The following is a 16,113-nucleotide window of genomic DNA, read 5'->3' on the forward strand; positions in this document are numbered from 1 at the left end:
TCAGACTCAGCAAGCTGTTCACCGTCGACGTCATCCGATTCAGCGGATGTCTCAGACGCTTCGTCGACATTGTCCTGGACAACCGGAATAGAGGCGGTCGGACGGTCGTCGTAAGCGTTGGAACCGGTGAGTACTGCACGAGCGACTGGCCCCGGCTCCCCAATCTGCTGCGACTCGTCTGCCATGTCACGCAGTTCGGTGAAGGTATAGGTAATCTCCGAACGCTCGGAGTTGACCATGACCGGACGGGGTTCCATCGGAATTGCCAGCGGCACCGCAGGGGCTGCTGGCTGCGTAGTTGGCGTGCTCGGCGCAGCTTGCTCCTGCTGCGGAGTTGCCGGAGCAACCGGAACAGCCGGTTCTTCGGCAACTTCGTCAGCTTCGGCCTCAGCGACCTCGGTGTCAGCGACCTCGGTGTCAGCCTCAATTAATTCTGGCTCTTCCTCTTCCCGAGCAGCAGCTTCAGCCTCGGCCTCAGCTTGAACCTCAAGCTCCGAAGAATCCGCCTCTTCAGCAACTATCACTGACTCAGCAACGGCCTCCGAGTGCTCCGGAGCTTCTGCCTCCGGTTCGGTTGCCTGTGCTTCTTCGGTGGCGTTGGTCGCAGCTTCGTCGGCAAGCAGATCGCTCGTAGTCGTCTGACCGTCGTCTGCGTTGGAAAGAGCGTGTGCACCGCGTCGCGGTTCGCCGGCCTTAACGCGAGGGATTGAGCCAGTGAGTTCCTGAACGGACACACCGCCGTCTTCAAGGCTGCGTCGACGGCGGCGCCGCGGTGGTTCAGAGGGGGCTCCCTCCTTCTGCCGCCGCGCCAGCAGTTCGGCAACGGTGAGCTTTTCCTCGCTCATCTCAACCCTTTCCGTATAGGTCACTGTCCAGTCGTCGGAAGATAATGCCCTCGCGCAGAGCCCAAGGACAAATCTCGACCTTCTCTAATCCCAATGCTCGCATACTAGCCTCTGCAACGAGAGCACCTGCGACAATTTGGTGAGAACGATTTGCACTAACACCCTCAAGTTCAGCACGGTCAGCCGCCGTCATGCGTGAAATAAACGCAATCAACTGACGCAAACCAGCCGCAGTCAGGGTGCGCTTAACGCGCGGACCAGCAGCGGAAGGAGCTGCACCGGTCAGGCGGGCGAGAGTACGGAAGGTCTTCGAGGTAGCGACAGCCAAGTCCGGCTCACCAAGCGTGCGCAGATGACGAGCCGGCTCAGCGAGCTCAGCATCAATGTAGTCGCGCAGCAGGTCAATCTTCTTGCGCTCCGGCGGGTCGGTCTCGAACCACTCGTGAGTCAAACGGCCCGCACCGAGCAGCAGTGAGTACGCGGCCTCCGGATCCTCATCGGTACCCGACGTCAGCTCGAGAGAACCGCCACCGATATCCAGGTTGATTAGACGACCAGCAGACCAGCCGTACCAGCGCCGTACTGCCAAAAAGGTCAGACGAGCCTCGTCCTCACCGGAGAGAATCTGCAGCTTAATGCCAGTTTCCTTCTCGACGTGAGCGAGTACTTCGTCCGCGTTGGCGGCATCGCGAACAGCCGAAGTGGCGAAGCTAATCATCTCTTCGCACTTCATCTGCTCAACCAATTCCTTGGATTCAGCGACATAGCCCGTCAGCTTGTCAATGCCCTTCTTGGACAGGTTGTTGTCCTTATCCAGGTACTCGACCAGCTTCATCGTCGACTTGGAATCGCTCATCGGAGTCGGATGTCCGCCCCGGCGGGCGTCCACCATCACCAAGTGGACGGTATTACTACCTACATCTAATACACCTAATCTCACTCTTAGTAGGTTAGACGGTCTACGGTGTATTGGTGTGAATCAACCCCACCCCCGCCCCGGTCGCGGACCACAACCATCTCCCGCTGAAGTCGCCTATGATTTTCCCCGAGAGTGGTTCGAGTTCGCCCACCCAGAGGACCCAGAACACATCATCACCTGCGACCTAACCTGGTTGATGAGCTCCTATCAATGCGCCTTCGGCACCTCCGCTTGCCTGGGAATCGACTCCGCGAACGCGGATGTCGGATGCTGCGGCCATGGCGCCTTTATCACCGACGACGAAGACCGCGAGAGGGTTATTGACGTCGTAAAGCGGATGGAAGGCGACTCCGCACAGCCCCAGTGGTGGCAGAACCGCCCCAGACAAACGCTGAAGTGGCTCGAAACCTACGAAACCGATCCCTCCGAGTCGTTGGAACCGTGGTTAGTGTGGGACGAGCTTGACGACGAAAACGGAGAGCCTGAGCCTGCTCTGAAAACGAAGGTCGTGAAGAATGCCTGCATTTTTGCCAACCGTGAGGGGTGGCGAAATGGTGCAGGCTGTGCCATCCACCAGTGGGCGATGGCCAACGACATTGACCCCGTGAAGGTCAAGCCGGATGTGTGCTGGCAGGTGCCGCTGCGCCGACTTGAGGACTGGGAGGAACGCCCAGACGGCCAGGAGATTCTGCGCACAACCATTACTGAATACGATCGTCGCGCCTGGGGCAATGGCGGCGAGGACTTTGAGTGGTTCTGCACGGGTGCGCCGGCCACACACGCCGGTGGCGAGCCGATGTGGCGCACGCACAAGTCCGAGCTAATCGAGCTCATCGGCGAAGAGTGCTACGAAATTCTGGCGGAGCACTGCCGGGCCCGAGAGGCAGCGGGCGCGGCCAAAGCGTTCGGGCCGAGCGGCTACCCGCTGCTGGCGATTCACCCGGCCACACGCGCAGCGGCCGAGGGGCTGGCACCGGACGAGGTTTAAGTCGGGGTTTCTCAGACCGACGGCGGAGATTGTCGGCAGCAGTCTGCTGAGCTAGTCCTCGAACTTGTAACCCAAGCCGCGAACGGTGACCAGGAACTCCGGCGAGGAAGGATTGCGCTCGATCTTGGAGCGCAGACGCTTGATGTGTACGTCCAGCGTCTTGGTGTCGCCGACGTAGTCGGAGCCCCAGACGCGGTCGATGAGCTGGCCGCGGGTGAGCACACGACCACGGTTGCGCAGCAAGTACTCCAGTAGGTCAAATTCCTTGAGCGGCATTGCGACATCATCGCCGTCAACGGTGACTACATGGCGCTCGACGTCCAGCACGACCGGGCCGCCGCGCAAGACCTCCTCGTAGATCTCCTCGACATCGTCGGAGTCGTCGTGACGACCGCGTCGCAGCACAGCCCGGATACGGGCAATAAGCTCCCGAGAGGAATAAGGCTTGGTCACATAGTCATCCGCACCAATTTCGAGGCCGACGACCTTGTCAATCTCAGTGTCACGGGCGGTGACCATAATCACTGGGACAGAGGACTTTAAGCGGATGTTTTTGCAGACCTCGGTGCCACTCATACCTGGCAGCATGAGATCCAACAGCACAATGTCCGGTTCTGCTTGGGAAAATTCTGCAAGTGCTTCCTGGCCGTCAGCGGCCATCCGCACCTCGAATCCCTCGCGCTGCAGCAGAAACGCTAGCGGCTCCGCCAAAGCCGTCTCGTCTTCGACAATAAGTACCTCAGTCACGGATTACTTCATTCCTTCCTTGGAATCCTTGTTCTGGGAATCCTTATCCTTGCCGCGGGTTTTGCCCGTACCACGCTGCGCGCTTTTCTTAGCCACAAGTTTACCCGCAGGCGGAGTGTGCCCGATTGGCAAACGTGCAGATACATCGCCGTCATTCGACGCGGAACCGGTCTTGTCCATCAGCGGTAGCTCAATGGTGAAGGTCGATCCAGTGCCCAGTCGGCTCCACAGCTTGACGGTTCCCTTGTGGTTCGCTGCGACGTGCTTAACAATTGCCAAGCCCAGGCCTGTACCACCTGTCGCCCGCGAGCGTGCCTTATCCGCACGGAAGAAGCGCTCGAAGATGCGCTTCTGGTTCGCCTGAGAAATGCCAATACCGCGGTCAGTTACACGGATAGCGACGGTGTCGTTATCCTCCGTGACTGCAGTCACGGACACAGGCGTGGCCTCTGGCGAGTAGTTGATGGCGTTTGAAATCAGGTTGGACACCGCAGTGATCAGCAGGCTGCGATCACCTTCAACGACCAACTCCGGCTCACAGTCAACGGTGATTTCAATACCCGCTTGCTCCGCGAGCATCTGGTTACGACGCACCGCTGCCTGGACGATCTCTTCAACCTTCACGGGCGACATGTCCGGCAGCGGCTCCGCCCCCTGCAGCTTCGACAGCGAGATGAGCTCCGTAATCATCGTCGACATCCGCTTGGATTCCTGCGTCAGACTCTCACTAAAGTGACGCACTGCCACCGGGTCGTCGGTAGCTTCATTCAACGCCTCAACCAACAGACTGATAGCCCCCACGGGAGTCTTAAGCTCATGGGAAACGTTGGCCACAAAGTCACGTCGTGCGGCTTCCATGCGAGCCTGTTCGGAGACATCCGCCGCGTAAATCACCACAAAACGGTCATCCACCAGTGACAGCGGAGTCAGCTGGCAACGGACGATCGTGTCCGGCGCCCCTGCCCGGCGCGACGGCAGCACCAGTGTCAGCTCCTGGTCCTCCTGCGAGTCAAAAACCTTTTCTGCAGCTTCCCAGCCCACATCATTCAGGCGGCGCTCATAAACCAGCCCCAACTTGTGCGCCATGGAGTTGGACAAAATCAAATCACGGGAGATGTCAACGACCACCACCCCCGTCGGAGACTTCTGAATGGCCAGGTGCATGACCTGCGCCATGGTGGTTATTGTACTTTCCTCGTCGCTCCTCTGGCGCCGAGCGGCGTTATAGGCACCCGAGACAACTCCACCAAGAATCAGCACAGCTGCCATAACCGCAGCACCTAGTAGAGCAGCGATAATGATTTTTGACACGGGTCTTACCCTAAGCTCTTTTCACAATCCGCGCGCGCTGAAAAAACTATTGCGCTCGCTAGCCCTAAATAAACCAAGGAGCACAGCCTCACTTGGCTGCGCCCCTTATCGGCCTATCAATCACCTACATTTTTACTTGTTGCCCTGAGCGGCAACAGCAGCAGCACCTGCAGCTGCAGCTTCCGGATCCAGGTAGGTGCCACCCGGGTTCAAAACCTTGCCCTCAGCATCAAAATCGTAAACCAGCGGGATACCGGTCGGGATGTTCAGAGCGGCAATGTCCTCGTCCGAGATGTTGTCCAGGTGCTTGACCAGTGCACGCAGCGAGTTACCGTGAGCTGCCACCATGACAGTCTCACCGGCCTTCAGACGCGGCAGGATTTCCTCTTCAAAGTAAGGAATGAAACGCTTGACGACGTCCAGGAGGCACTCCGTGCGCGGAACCTCATCCAGGTTGGCATAACGCGGGTCATTAGCCTGCGAGAACTCGCTGTCATCCGACAGCTCCGGCGGCGGAGTGTCGTAAGAGCGACGCCAGGACATGAACTGGTCCTCGCCGTACTTCTCCTTGGTCTCTGCCTTGTTCAGACCCTGCAGAGCACCGTAGTGGCGCTCGTTCAGGCGCCAGTCACGGATAACCGGAATCCACACCAGGTCAGCGGTATCCAGGGCAATGTGTGCGGTGTTAATTGCGCGACGCAGCAGCGACGTGTAGAGCACCTGCGGCTTCAGGTCTGCCTCTACGAGCAGCTCACCGGCACGTACTGCCTCAGCGCGGCCCTTGTCGGTCAGTGCAACGTCGACCCAGCCCGTGAACTGGTTGGATGCGTTCCACTCACTCTGGCCATGACGGACAAGAATCAGTTTTCCATTGCTCATACCCCCAATTGTGCCCCAAAACTGGACAGCCCGCCGTTCGTTGCCCCGCTATGTGGGTTACTACCCCCGGCTACTCAACCATGTGGCGGAACTGCTCCAGATTGGCCAGGTTTTCCCCGCGGTCAACCCGCCACTCCCACTCGCGCTTAATGGCCGATGCAAAGCCGCGTTCGAGGATCTGGTTGAAGTCCCCATCGGCCGTCTCCAGCAGCTGACCAAGGAGGCGATCGAGGTCATCGTCGGAAAGCTGAGCCGGCAGTTGACCAACCAGGTAGATGTCGCCTGCGGCGTCAATGGTGTAACCGATGCCGAACAGACGACGATTGCGCTGCAGCAACCACTTGTAGACGGCCTCGTGGTTTTCTTCGACAGCGCGACAAACGAAGGCTTCGACACGCAGGGAGTCAGGCGCCGGGATGAGACCAACGACGGTCTTTAGCTTCTTCTTACCAGGCAGAACCACCACGGCGGCATTGTCGGCAATGCCATGCTCAACACCGAGACGTTCTAGCTGCTCACCGAGGAATTTCAGCAGTCCTTGGATGTCCGTGCTCATCGTGAATCATCTCCCTGTTTATGTGGCTACGGCCCTGGCGATTCTGAAGCTAACGAAACCTACCGAGAGCCACCCGCATCCCGGATAGAGCCGGGACAATTTTCCTTTTGGAGTTCGGTTCGATGATAGACATCGGCCAACCGATCCACGGTCTTTTGCCAGGAAAACTCCACGGAGTGCTCGCGCGCCTGGGTGGCCAACTTAATGCGCAGCTCGTCGTCCTCCACCAGGCGACCGAGGGCATCGGCCCAGGCTGCGGGCTCGTGACCGTCGACAAGCAAACCGCTGACCCCATCGTCGACAGCGATGGAGAGCCCGCCAACATTCGCCGCGACAACGGGAGTGCCGGTGGCCTGAGCCTCCATCGCCACCAACCCGAAAGTTTCGTTGTAACTGGGCACGGCGACGATGTCTGCGGCCTGGTAGAGCTTCGCCAGGTCCTGCGGCGGGCGCGGGGGCATGAAACGGACTAGGTGATCAATCCCCTCTTCCGCGGCGAGATTGGTGAACTCGTCGGGCGCGTGCACCCCAGAACCGGACAGGCCACCGCAGATAATCACTCGGACATTAGTGGCGGGATGGCGACGCATGAGCTCGCCAACACCGCGCAGCAATACCTGCGGCCCCTTCAGCCGCTGCAGCCTACCAACGAACAAAATGACCTTAGTGTGCAACGGGATGCCCAGCTCACGACGGGACCGCTCGGTGGCACGATCGCTGCCCGGCGAAAAGAGCTCCACGTCCACCCCGGGCGGCACGACATTGATGCGCCACGGGTCGGCATCGTGGAGATCCGCGAGCTGCTTAGCTTCGGCATCTGTATTGACGATGAGCCGGCACGAATTGTCCACAATCTGCTGCTCACAAATACGACGCGACTCAGGCTCTGGCGTATCCCCCTCCGCCAGATGGAGGTTCTTCACCGCCGCCAGCGTGTGCGCCGTGTGCACAAACGGAATATCAAGCAAATCCGACAGCAACCACCCCACCTGGCCAGAGAGCCAGTAGTGCGAATGAATCAGGTCGTATTCAATCCCCTGTTTGCGGGCGAACTCAATAACCCCGCCAGCAAAAGCCGGCATCTGCGTAGCCAGGTCTGACTTCTCCAGCCCCTCATATGGGCCAGCCACTATGTTGATGACACGGAAATTCTCACTGACCTGAATCACCGGTCCATCGCTGGAACGCGTGGCGCGAGTGAAAACATCCACCTTCACACCGCGTCGCGCCAACTCCTCGCAGGTGCGCAGCACGTAGACATTCATGCCGCCAGCGTCACCGATGCCCGGTTGCTCCAGCGGAGAGGTATGCATGGAGATCATCGCGATGCGGTTCGGCCACGCCGGGGTATTAGAAGTGGTGCTTGGGGTGGCGGCGTCTGCGCCCGCCGTTGCCGACGGAAATGTTTCGGTCATACTGCCCAGAGTGCCTATTCCAAGGGCAACCCCGCAAATGAGTACCTCAAATACGTGTATAGAAATCCCGACATTGCAGTGCGACGTACGGCACAATAGGGGTCGATACCTACTACGTCGTAAGTTATTATCACCTCACGACGTGGTCAGGTCACACACAAAAACTAGGAGGACCCCATGGCCGATACATCCAGCTCGCGCGCTGAAAAAAACTCTGCCCCAGCTAACGGTTCCACACCCAACGCTGCGGCCTCCAAGGCCTGGCTGAACCTGTATCCGGAGTGGACCCCACCCCACATCGACTACAACTTCGACACCCTCCTAGACGTCTACCGCCACACTCTGAGCAACCACCCGCGCCGCAAGGCATTGACCTTCTTCGGTCGCTCCACCTCCTACGCCGAGCTGGATGCCAAGGTTCGCAGCGTTGCCGCCGGCCTGCGCGCACTTGGCGTACGCAAAGGCGATCGCGTGGCACTGCTCATGCCGAACTGCCCGCAGCACGTCATCGCCTACTGGGCAGTTCTGCACCTCGGCGCTGTTGCCGTAGAGCACAACCCCCTCTACACCGCCCACGAACTGCGCCACCCATTCAACGACCACGGCGCCCGCTTTGCCATCTGCTGGGACAAGATCGTCCCCGTACTTGAAGACCTCCGCAACAACACCCCGCTCGAGACCATCATCGCGGTCAATATGCTGCAGGACCTGCCGTTTGTCATGCGCACCGCCCTGTCGATCCCGCTGCCGAAACTCCGCGCCGCCCGCGCTAAGCTGCACTCCTCCGCACCGCAGGTCATGGGTTTTGACGCTTTGCTTCACGACGCCGTCGGCGGAGACGGCCACGACCTCCAGGCCGATGAATCCATCATTGCCGATGACACTGCAGTGATGATGTACACCTCTGGCACCACGGGCTCGCCAAAGGGCGCGCAGCTGAGCCACCGCGGGCTGGTCGCCAACATTCTGCAGGGCAAGGCCTGGGTGCCGGGCCTTGGCAAGGAGCGGGAAATCTCCCTCGGCATCCTGCCAATGTTCCATGCCTACGGCCTGACCATTGTCACCAACTTGTCCATGCTGATTGGCGCTGAACTGGTGCTGGTGCCGGCACCGGAGATTCCGCTGATTATGAAGGTGATGAAGAACAATCGCCCGACATGGGTGCCTGGTGTGCCGACTCTCTACGAGAAGATTGTCGAAGCCGCCGAGCGCGATAATGTCGACCTCTCCGGCGTGAAGTTCGCCTTCTGCGGTGCTGCTACCCTGCCGGTTTCCCTTGTGCAGAAGTGGGAGAAACTCACTGGCGGGCGCCTTGTCGAGGGCTACGGCCTCACCGAAACGTCACCGATCATCGTCGGCAACCCGATGGACGGTAACCGCCGCCCCGGCTACGTTGGCCTGCCATTCCCGGACACCGAGGTCGCCATCGTTGACCCCGAAGATCCCACCAAGCTCCGCGCTGACGGCGAGGAGGGCGAGGTCATCGTCCGAGGCCCACAGGTTTTCGCCGGTTATCTCAACCTCCCGGAGGCAACGGAGAAGTCCTTCACCGATGGGCCTGCTGAGCTTCCCGCTGGCGATCGTTGGTACCGCACCGGCGATGTCGGAGTCATGGAGTCGGACGGCTTCATCAAGCTGGTTGCCCGCATCAAGGAGGTCATCATCACAGGTGGCTTCAATGTCTACCCGGCCGAAGTCGAGGAAGTACTGCTCTCCCACCCGGACATCACCGATGCCACGGTCGTCGGCCTGCCGAAGAGTGACGGCTCCGAGATGGTCGTGGCCGCCATTACCCTTGCTGACTACGCCCGACTGGATTCTGACGCCTACCGCGACCACTGCTACGACAACCTGACCCGGTACAAGGTGCCGCGCGCATTCTTCCACCTGGAGGAACTACCTCGCGACCAGATGGGCAAGGTCCGCCGCCGCGATGTCCGCGACGTGCTGCTCACGCAGCTGGAGCAGAAGGGCCAGAGCGTCGATTCGCTTTCCCACCGCAAGCACCATTAGGTCACGGTGGTTTTGTAGTTGGGATAGGGGCCTGAGTAGAGCGGGCTCCTATCCCTTTAAGGCGGACCCCGGCTCCCCCCAGACTTAGTGACTAGGTTTATGACAAAAAACTGAGGGTGAATACTATTCACATGTCATAAACCTAGTCACTTTCTCTATCCCCGCCATTGGGAGAAGGCCCGGGAGCGCAAACTGAGGACTACCCGGCGGTTCTATCAGCCCCAGCGCCCCGGTCAGCCCCAGCAGTCCCGCCAGCCTCTCCAGTCCGCCCCCCACTGGCCATCAGCCACCCGCCGCGGGCCTAATCAATGCTCACGCCGACCCACACCGGCTCGGGCACCAGGGTCACGCCGAAGGCCTTTTCCACACCAGCACGCACATCGCGTGCCAAAGCCACCAAGTCGGCAGCGGTCGTCGGCGCACCATCGCCGGACATCCCGCGGTTGGTCAGTGCCAGAGTGTGCTTAGTCGACAGTCGTGCGGGCGCACCGTCACCGGGGTAGCCCTTGGGGAACCCGGCGCGCTCGATAAGCCACGCCGCCGAGAGCTTCACGGCTCCCTCGTGGCCGGGGCCAGCGGGGAATGCGGGCATATTCGCGGCCTCATCAGCCCCACGCAGCGAGGCAACCTTTGCACGCACGGTCTCCACCGAGTTCTCCGGAATGATCGGGTTGGTAAAGAAAGAACCCGCCGACCAGGTATCCCGGTCAGCATCTTCGAGAACCATGCCCTTGCCCCGGCGCAGCTCAAGCACCTTTTCGCGCACCAGCTCAGCCGGCCTGCGAATCTCGCCAGCCGCAGCCTCGGCCTCGTCGACGCCCAGGCGCCGCGCCAGTTCGCCATAGCGAAGTGGCGCGGACATCCCATCCACGCTGAGCTCGAACCGCACGGCCAGCACCACTGCCCGTGCGGTGAACTTCAGGTTCGAGTAGCGGTAGGAAAGATCGAGGGACTCCGGTTCCACCCACTCGACCGAGCCGGTTACGCGATCGTAAAGCTGCACCGCGTCCAGAACCTGCGATACCTCAGCACCGTAGGCACCAACGTTTTGCACCGGTGTGGCTCCGGCCGATCCCGGAATACCCGACAGGCATTCCAGGCCGCCAAAACCGGCGTCGACACTCATCTCCACGACCTCGTCCCAGACTGCACCAGCCTCGGCCTCCACGATTGCCGACACGGACTCCAACCCGTGTCCGCGAGTGCTCATGGCCACGTTGTCAGCCTCGATCACCACAGCCACCAGCGGATCGAGTTCATCGGCTACGACCAGGTTGGATCCGCCTCCCACGATGAGGAGGGGCACGTTAGCGTCGTCAAGCGTGCGTACAACATCAACCACAGCGTCCGTCGTGCTACATCGGACGACGGCACGCGGCACCCCGCCGAGGCGGAGCGTCGTCAGATCCGAGAAAGCGGTATGCGTGCTGAGCTCCACCCCCTCTAGCCCCGCAAGCCCATCGATGGCTTCTTCCATGTCGGAGGTCAGATGAATTGGGTTCGGCGATTGGTCGAGATTTTCCACGCCCCTAGCGTAGTGCAAATTACGTATTATCAAGCGCATGACTACGACTAACACGCACACCGTCAACTTCGACCAGCCGATTGGGAAGGTTTACGAGGCCCTCACCGACGCCGGTTTCTGGGAGAAGGTCGCAAACCGTTTCTCGGCAGCTGACGGCAAGGTGGAGAAGTTCGAGACCACCGACGCTGGCACCACCGTCGTGATTCGCCAGACCGTCGCTGCCGACAAGATTCCGGCGCAGGCGCAGAAGTTCGTCAAGTCCGGGGTCGGCATGACCCGCACGTTCGTCATCAGCCCGCTTAACGACGACGGCGCGACCTCCACCGTGACCACAGAAGCTTCGGGCGTACCGGCGTCCTTCAGTGCGTCCCAGAAGCTCACCGCCCAGGGTGAAGGTGCAGTGCTGACCACCAACTCCGAGTTCGCCATCAACGTGCCGCTGCTCGGTGGCAAGCTCGAGGAGAAGGCCGCTCCGTACCTGGAGCGCGTCCTTAACGCTGAGACGGCGGTACTGGCGGACTACGTCGCTAAGTAGGTTGCGCACCGGGGGCACCGGGTGGCACCGGGGAAGGGCTTGCCAGGCTTGCCGGGCTCCCCGGCGGATACCTGGCGAAGATAGGTGGTAGCGACGGAGCCGTCGTTAAGCAAGACTGGGAACCATGAGTTCTGCTAAACGCTCTTCGAGCGTCAAAGTCCTGCCCACCGTCCTCGGTGTCATCATCGTGGTGGCGCTTATTGCGATTGCCGGCGAAATCGGCGTCCGGATGTTCGTGAGCAAGGAGATTTCCGACGGTTACCGCACCTCCGCCGAGGAGCGTGGTGCGACGGTCACTGAGGACCCCAAGGTTTCTTTCGGCACCCGCCCGATGCTGCTCGCCTTAGCCACGAAGTCCGTGCCCTCGATGGACCTGTCCACTCCGAACACACTGGAGGTCAAGAACCCGGAGGCGCTGGGTGGCGCACCGGAGATCAACGGTGACCCGGCAGCGGAAGTGCACCTGGAAAACGTGGATCTGAGCAATCGCGCGGATCCCACGGCAGAGTCGCTGCGAGTAGATGTCACGATCCCACCTCAGCTGCTGCAGGCGCTGATTAACCGGGAAAGCGGTGTACGCGCTTCCACAATCACGCCGCTGCCAGACGAAGGCCTTTTCAGCATTGAATTCGCCTCCGGATTTGCGACCTCCAAGTTCCGCCCGATTGCCAACGGCGGTCATATCGAAATCAACCTGGAGGGCGGCTCAATCCTCGGCTTAAACCTCGATGGCCTGGCCGGCTGGCTGGGAGAAGCGAGCGGTACGCTGTTGAGCTACGACATCGGCCACGGCATGCAGGTGGAGGAAGCACACGTCACCGGGGAGGGCCTGGCGTTGACACTGACGGGCGCAAATCTGCCTTTGTCGACCGTGAACGAACTTACCTTTAGCTAGCAGGTAAGATACCGAGAATGACTCGCTCTCTCATCACCGCAAAAAGCGGTACTCCCACCGAGCGCCAGTACATCTTCTCGCTCGGCTGTCCAGACCGTACCGGTATCGTTTCCACCCTGTCGACCTTCCTGTCCGACATTGGTGCGTGGATTACCGAGGCGGACTTTTTCTCCGACCCGGAGACCGGATGGTTTTTCACTCGCCAGGCGGTCCGCGCCGACGCGCTCGACCTGACTGTAGAAGAGCTGCGCGAGAAGTTCGCTGAGCTCGTCGGTGATTGGGGCCCTGAGGTCCGCTGGAAGGTCACCGACAACGCCGTCCCGAAGCGCGCTGTCATCCTGGTGACCAAGGAAGGCCACTGCCTGCAGGATCTGCTCGGCCGCGTCGCACAGTCGGACTACCCGATGGAAATCGCTGCAGTAGTTGGCAACCACCGCAATCTGGAGCCACTGGTCGCAGCGTATGACATTCCTTTCCACCACGTGCCCTTCCCCAAGGATGCCGTCGGCAAGCGTAAGGCATTCGATGAGGTCGCCGAGATCGTCGACGCCGAAAACCCGGATGCCATCGTGCTCGCACGTTTCATGCAGATTCTGCCGCCGGATCTGTGCGAGAAGTGGGAAGGCCGCGCGATCAATATCCACCACAGCTTCCTGCCGTCGTTCATGGGCGCGCGCCCGTATCTGCAGGCTTATCGACGTGGTGTGAAGCTCAGCGGTGCCCCCTGCCACTACGCCACTGAGGACCTCGACGATGGTCCGATTATTGAGCAGGACGTCATGCGTGTCTCCCACAAGTACACCGCTGCGGACATGCAGCGTGAGGGGCGCGATGCGGAGAAGCAGGTCCTCGCCCGCGGTTTGCGCTGGCACCTGGAGGATCGTGTGCAGGTTTACGGCAACCGCACCGTGGTGTTCCAGTAGGTTACCGTGATGTTCCAGTAGGTTTTCAGGGAACCAGCCCCCCAAAAAAGAAAGTGTCTGGGTTTATGACAGAATAACCGGGTTTTTCACCCAGAAACTGCCATAAACCCAGACACTTTCTCAGTAGTGCAACCTAGCACCCGCCCGGGACTAATAACCGCCCTGTGCGTTCGACAAAATGTCCTTGATCTGTGGGCGAACATCCAGCCAGTAAATACCCGTGATGACCAGCCCGGCAATCAGCGGGATGCCCAGCATTGCCCAGCCCAGCCACGGCAGGAGCAGGAAAATCGCCGAACCGACCAGCATGCCGGCCCAGACGTTGCGGCTCTTGCGGTCTGCAGCGTCAAAGGCATCCGCGCGGGTGGTGATGACAAGCACCGCACCGATTAGCGCCAAGATGCCGATGACAAACGGAATGGCGAACTGAAACAGGACGTCCACATAGACGGAAATCGCCACTAGCGGCGAGTCCGCAAGACTGGGCAAAGATGGTAACAGGCGCACCGGGGGGAACAACTCCTTTAACAGGGATGCATTGCTTTTTACATGCTAACGCACACCGTCTGATGTGCTGGGTTGTGCTGCTAAATAGCCCCAAACACCAAGGTCGACAGGGTGTAAATAGCCAAACCGGCCAGTGATCCGACAACCGTGCCGTTAACGCGAATGAACTGCAGATCGCGACCGACCATCAGTTCAATCTTGTCGGAAGCCTCATCGGCGTCCCAACGCTCGACGGTCTCGGAAATGATCGAGGTAATCTCGCCCGCGTAATTCTCAGCGATGAAGACGACAGCCGCTTCCAGACGGCGGTCCATTCGTTTGCGCAACTCAGGATCGGATTGGATCCGCTCGCCGTAGCGGGCGGCCGTTTCCGAGACCTTCCGACGGAGCAGGGAGTCCGGGTCGCGGGCAGCGTCGACAAGCTTTGCGGATGTTGATGCCCAAATCTTCGCCGGTGCCTGTGTGACGGCGGCGGACGAAAGAATGTCGGTCTTAATCTCTTCGACCTTGGCGATGGTCTTCTCGTCGTTCTGCAAATCTATGGCGAGCTGCGTGAGGAAGCGGTGGAGTGCCAGGCGCGCGTCGTGCTTAGGGTCATGCTGCACCTGCCAGGTCCAATCAACCAACTCACGATAGACCTTGTCGCCGATGAGATCGTTGACAAAGCTCGGCGCCCAGGATGGGGCGCGCTCTCCGACGAGGCGGTCGATAAGATTCTGCGAGCCCAGCGACTTCCGGTGCAGCCACTCAGCCATCTGCTGGACGATGGGCTCGGTGCGCCCCTCTTCAATCAGCTGCTCGAGAACCTTACCCGCTGGTGGCCCCCACTCCGGAGCTGCAACTTCATCGATGACTGCTGACTTCAGCACTGCGGCGGCATCGTCGGGATTAATCGCCTCCAGCACATTTCCGGTGAACTTACCGACCTCTGCTGACACTTTGTCGGCGTTTCCCGGCGCTACCAGCCATTCGCCGATACGCTCAGGGATCTCGGCCTTACGCACCTTGTCCACAATCAAGGCGGGGTTCAGGAAGTTGTCTCCGACGAACTGCGCCAGGGACTCACCGACCTGGTCCTTTTTGCGGCGGACGATAGCGGTGTGTGGGATAGGGATGCCGAGCGGGTGGCGGAACAGAGCTACGACTGCGAACCAGTCGGCGAGGGCACCGACCATGCCGGCCTCAGAAGCAGCGCGAACGTAGCCCACCCACGCGGGCACAACTTCGCCTGCGGATAAGTGTGAAGACTCAATACCGCGGCATGTGAAATACACAGCGGTTGCGATGACCAGCAGCATCGTAGCGAAGGCCTTGGCCTTACGCAGTTGCGCACGTTTTTCCGCTTCAACCTCAGGTGATGGCCCGGGAACTGCGAGACGGTCCGAAACCGAATCGACAGCTGCCGGCAGCTTAGCGGGGTTGTTATCCATGTGTATAGATTAGGCGCCGAAAACGCGAAAATGCCACCGCGCCGCAGTCCGCTGTTGGTGAGAGAGGTACTTCTCAGTACTTCCCCACCCCAGCGCACTGTGCACAGTGGCATCAACTGTGGAGGTGCTAGTTCAAAAGGCTAGCGTTACATCCGCCTAGAGGCGAGCCCCTTTAAACTGGGGCAAGCCTTTAGTGGTGAGTGCCGAATTCCTTTCGGTAAGCCTTGTAGTCACGACGACCGATGGAGATGCAGGCCACACCCGCGATAACCATAACCAGTGCAACTACCAGGCCAGCCCACATGAACACGCTGCCGTCGAAGTTCCAACCACCGGTGTAGTCGGTGTAGTTGGCGGCATCCTTAGCCAGGAAACCGTTGCTGTGAGAGGCAGCAGTCTGGTCGGCAAAAACGGTCGTTGCGAGACCGAAAATGAAGGTGCCCCAAGCCGCCAGAGAGGCGAGCATGAGTCCCATGCCAATCCAGGTAATGCTCTTGTGAAGCGAGGAGTATTCGGCATTCATGCTCTGAGGCACGTAACCGTCGACGAAGTGCTCTTCGCCCTGGTAACGCTTGACTGCATTCGCCATAATCTATGTCCCTTCTGGAAAACTCTAATCGAGAAA

Annotated in this window: 15 protein-coding genes and 1 pseudogene; 5 read left to right on the top strand and 11 right to left on the bottom strand. The window is 60.0% G+C overall.

Annotation, left to right across the window (positions count from 1 at the left end; translation table 11 throughout):
- Positions 1 to 845, bottom strand: a pseudogene (locus HMPREF3011_RS09235) (hypothetical protein); the annotation flags it as partial.
- 1 nt (position 846) lies between these two features.
- Positions 847 to 1,785, bottom strand: coding sequence for a Ppx/GppA family phosphatase (locus HMPREF3011_RS09240; RefSeq protein ID WP_161798944.1), 939 nt, complete (start codon positions 1,783 to 1,785; stop codon positions 847 to 849).
- Positions 1,786 to 1,819: 34 nt separating this feature from the next.
- Between HMPREF3011_RS09240 and HMPREF3011_RS09245 the strand changes: the two genes are divergently transcribed.
- Positions 1,820 to 2,752, top strand: coding sequence for a DUF3109 family protein (locus HMPREF3011_RS09245; protein WP_070841416.1), 933 nt, complete (start codon positions 1,820 to 1,822; stop codon positions 2,750 to 2,752).
- A gap of 51 nt (positions 2,753 to 2,803) precedes the next feature.
- Here HMPREF3011_RS09245 and HMPREF3011_RS09250 read toward each other — a convergent pair whose 3' ends face one another.
- From HMPREF3011_RS09250 to mshA, 5 genes are all read right to left on the bottom strand, one after another.
- A complete protein-coding gene (locus HMPREF3011_RS09250; RefSeq protein ID WP_070560750.1) occupies positions 2,804 to 3,499 on the bottom strand; it encodes a response regulator transcription factor in 696 nt (231 codons plus the stop codon).
- Positions 3,500 to 3,502: 3 nt separating this feature from the next.
- On the bottom strand, positions 3,503 to 4,810 hold the full coding sequence (locus HMPREF3011_RS09255; protein WP_038627531.1) for a sensor histidine kinase: 1,308 nt from the start codon (positions 4,808 to 4,810) through the stop codon (positions 3,503 to 3,505).
- A gap of 132 nt (positions 4,811 to 4,942) precedes the next feature.
- A complete protein-coding gene (locus HMPREF3011_RS09260) occupies positions 4,943 to 5,689 on the bottom strand; it encodes a phosphoglyceromutase (RefSeq protein ID WP_038627529.1) in 747 nt (248 codons plus the stop codon).
- Positions 5,690 to 5,759: 70 nt separating this feature from the next.
- The gene (locus HMPREF3011_RS09265) at positions 5,760 to 6,245 is read right to left on the bottom strand and encodes a type III secretion system chaperone family protein (protein WP_038627527.1); all 486 of its coding nucleotides are present in this window, start codon (positions 6,243 to 6,245) and stop codon (positions 5,760 to 5,762) included.
- Positions 6,246 to 6,304: 59 nt separating this feature from the next.
- Complete coding sequence (mshA, locus tag HMPREF3011_RS09270) at positions 6,305 to 7,567, bottom strand: D-inositol-3-phosphate glycosyltransferase (protein WP_210401658.1); 1,263 nt, start codon at positions 7,565 to 7,567, stop codon at positions 6,305 to 6,307.
- Between the two features lie 270 nt (positions 7,568 to 7,837).
- Between mshA and HMPREF3011_RS09275 the strand changes: the two genes are divergently transcribed.
- Complete coding sequence (locus HMPREF3011_RS09275; RefSeq protein ID WP_083327084.1) at positions 7,838 to 9,673, top strand: long-chain-fatty-acid--CoA ligase; 1,836 nt, start codon at positions 7,838 to 7,840, stop codon at positions 9,671 to 9,673.
- Positions 9,674 to 9,974: 301 nt separating this feature from the next.
- On the opposite strand, the gene HMPREF3011_RS09280 is transcribed toward HMPREF3011_RS09275, so the two are convergent.
- Positions 9,975 to 11,150, bottom strand: coding sequence for a UDP-N-acetylmuramate dehydrogenase (locus tag HMPREF3011_RS09280; RefSeq protein WP_070841547.1), 1,176 nt, complete (start codon positions 11,148 to 11,150; stop codon positions 9,975 to 9,977).
- Between the two features lie 85 nt (positions 11,151 to 11,235).
- Here HMPREF3011_RS09280 and HMPREF3011_RS09285 point away from each other — a divergent pair, with 85 nt between their 5' ends.
- The 3 genes from HMPREF3011_RS09285 (at position 11,236) to purU (ending at position 13,551) form a co-directional block, all read left to right on the top strand.
- Entirely contained in the window at positions 11,236 to 11,733 is a 498-nt protein-coding gene (locus tag HMPREF3011_RS09285) for a DUF2505 domain-containing protein (protein WP_070841418.1), read from the top strand.
- 124 nt (positions 11,734 to 11,857) lie between these two features.
- Positions 11,858 to 12,628 (top strand): LmeA family phospholipid-binding protein, encoded by a 771-nt coding sequence (locus HMPREF3011_RS09290; protein ID WP_070841419.1) that lies wholly within the window; start codon positions 11,858 to 11,860, stop codon positions 12,626 to 12,628.
- A gap of 17 nt (positions 12,629 to 12,645) precedes the next feature.
- Positions 12,646 to 13,551, top strand: a complete 906-nt coding sequence (purU, locus tag HMPREF3011_RS09295) for a formyltetrahydrofolate deformylase (protein WP_070841420.1) — start codon at positions 12,646 to 12,648, stop codon at positions 13,549 to 13,551.
- A 150-nt stretch (positions 13,552 to 13,701) separates the two neighbouring features.
- On the opposite strand, the gene HMPREF3011_RS09300 is transcribed toward purU, so the two are convergent.
- The 3 genes from HMPREF3011_RS09300 to HMPREF3011_RS09310 form a co-directional block, all read right to left on the bottom strand.
- A complete protein-coding gene (locus HMPREF3011_RS09300) occupies positions 13,702 to 14,058 on the bottom strand; it encodes a DUF2516 family protein (RefSeq protein WP_370550396.1) in 357 nt (118 codons plus the stop codon).
- Positions 14,059 to 14,138: 80 nt separating this feature from the next.
- Positions 14,139 to 15,488 (bottom strand): DUF445 domain-containing protein, encoded by a 1,350-nt coding sequence (locus HMPREF3011_RS09305; RefSeq protein ID WP_070841421.1) that lies wholly within the window; start codon positions 15,486 to 15,488, stop codon positions 14,139 to 14,141.
- 190 nt (positions 15,489 to 15,678) lie between these two features.
- On the bottom strand, positions 15,679 to 16,077 hold the full coding sequence (locus HMPREF3011_RS09310) for a hypothetical protein (RefSeq protein ID WP_049172374.1): 399 nt from the start codon (positions 16,075 to 16,077) through the stop codon (positions 15,679 to 15,681).
- Between the last annotated feature and the right edge of the window lie 36 nt (positions 16,078 to 16,113).

This window comes from Corynebacterium sp. HMSC074C04, assembly GCF_001838295.1.
Classification (GTDB): domain Bacteria; phylum Actinomycetota; class Actinomycetes; order Mycobacteriales; family Mycobacteriaceae; genus Corynebacterium; species Corynebacterium amycolatum.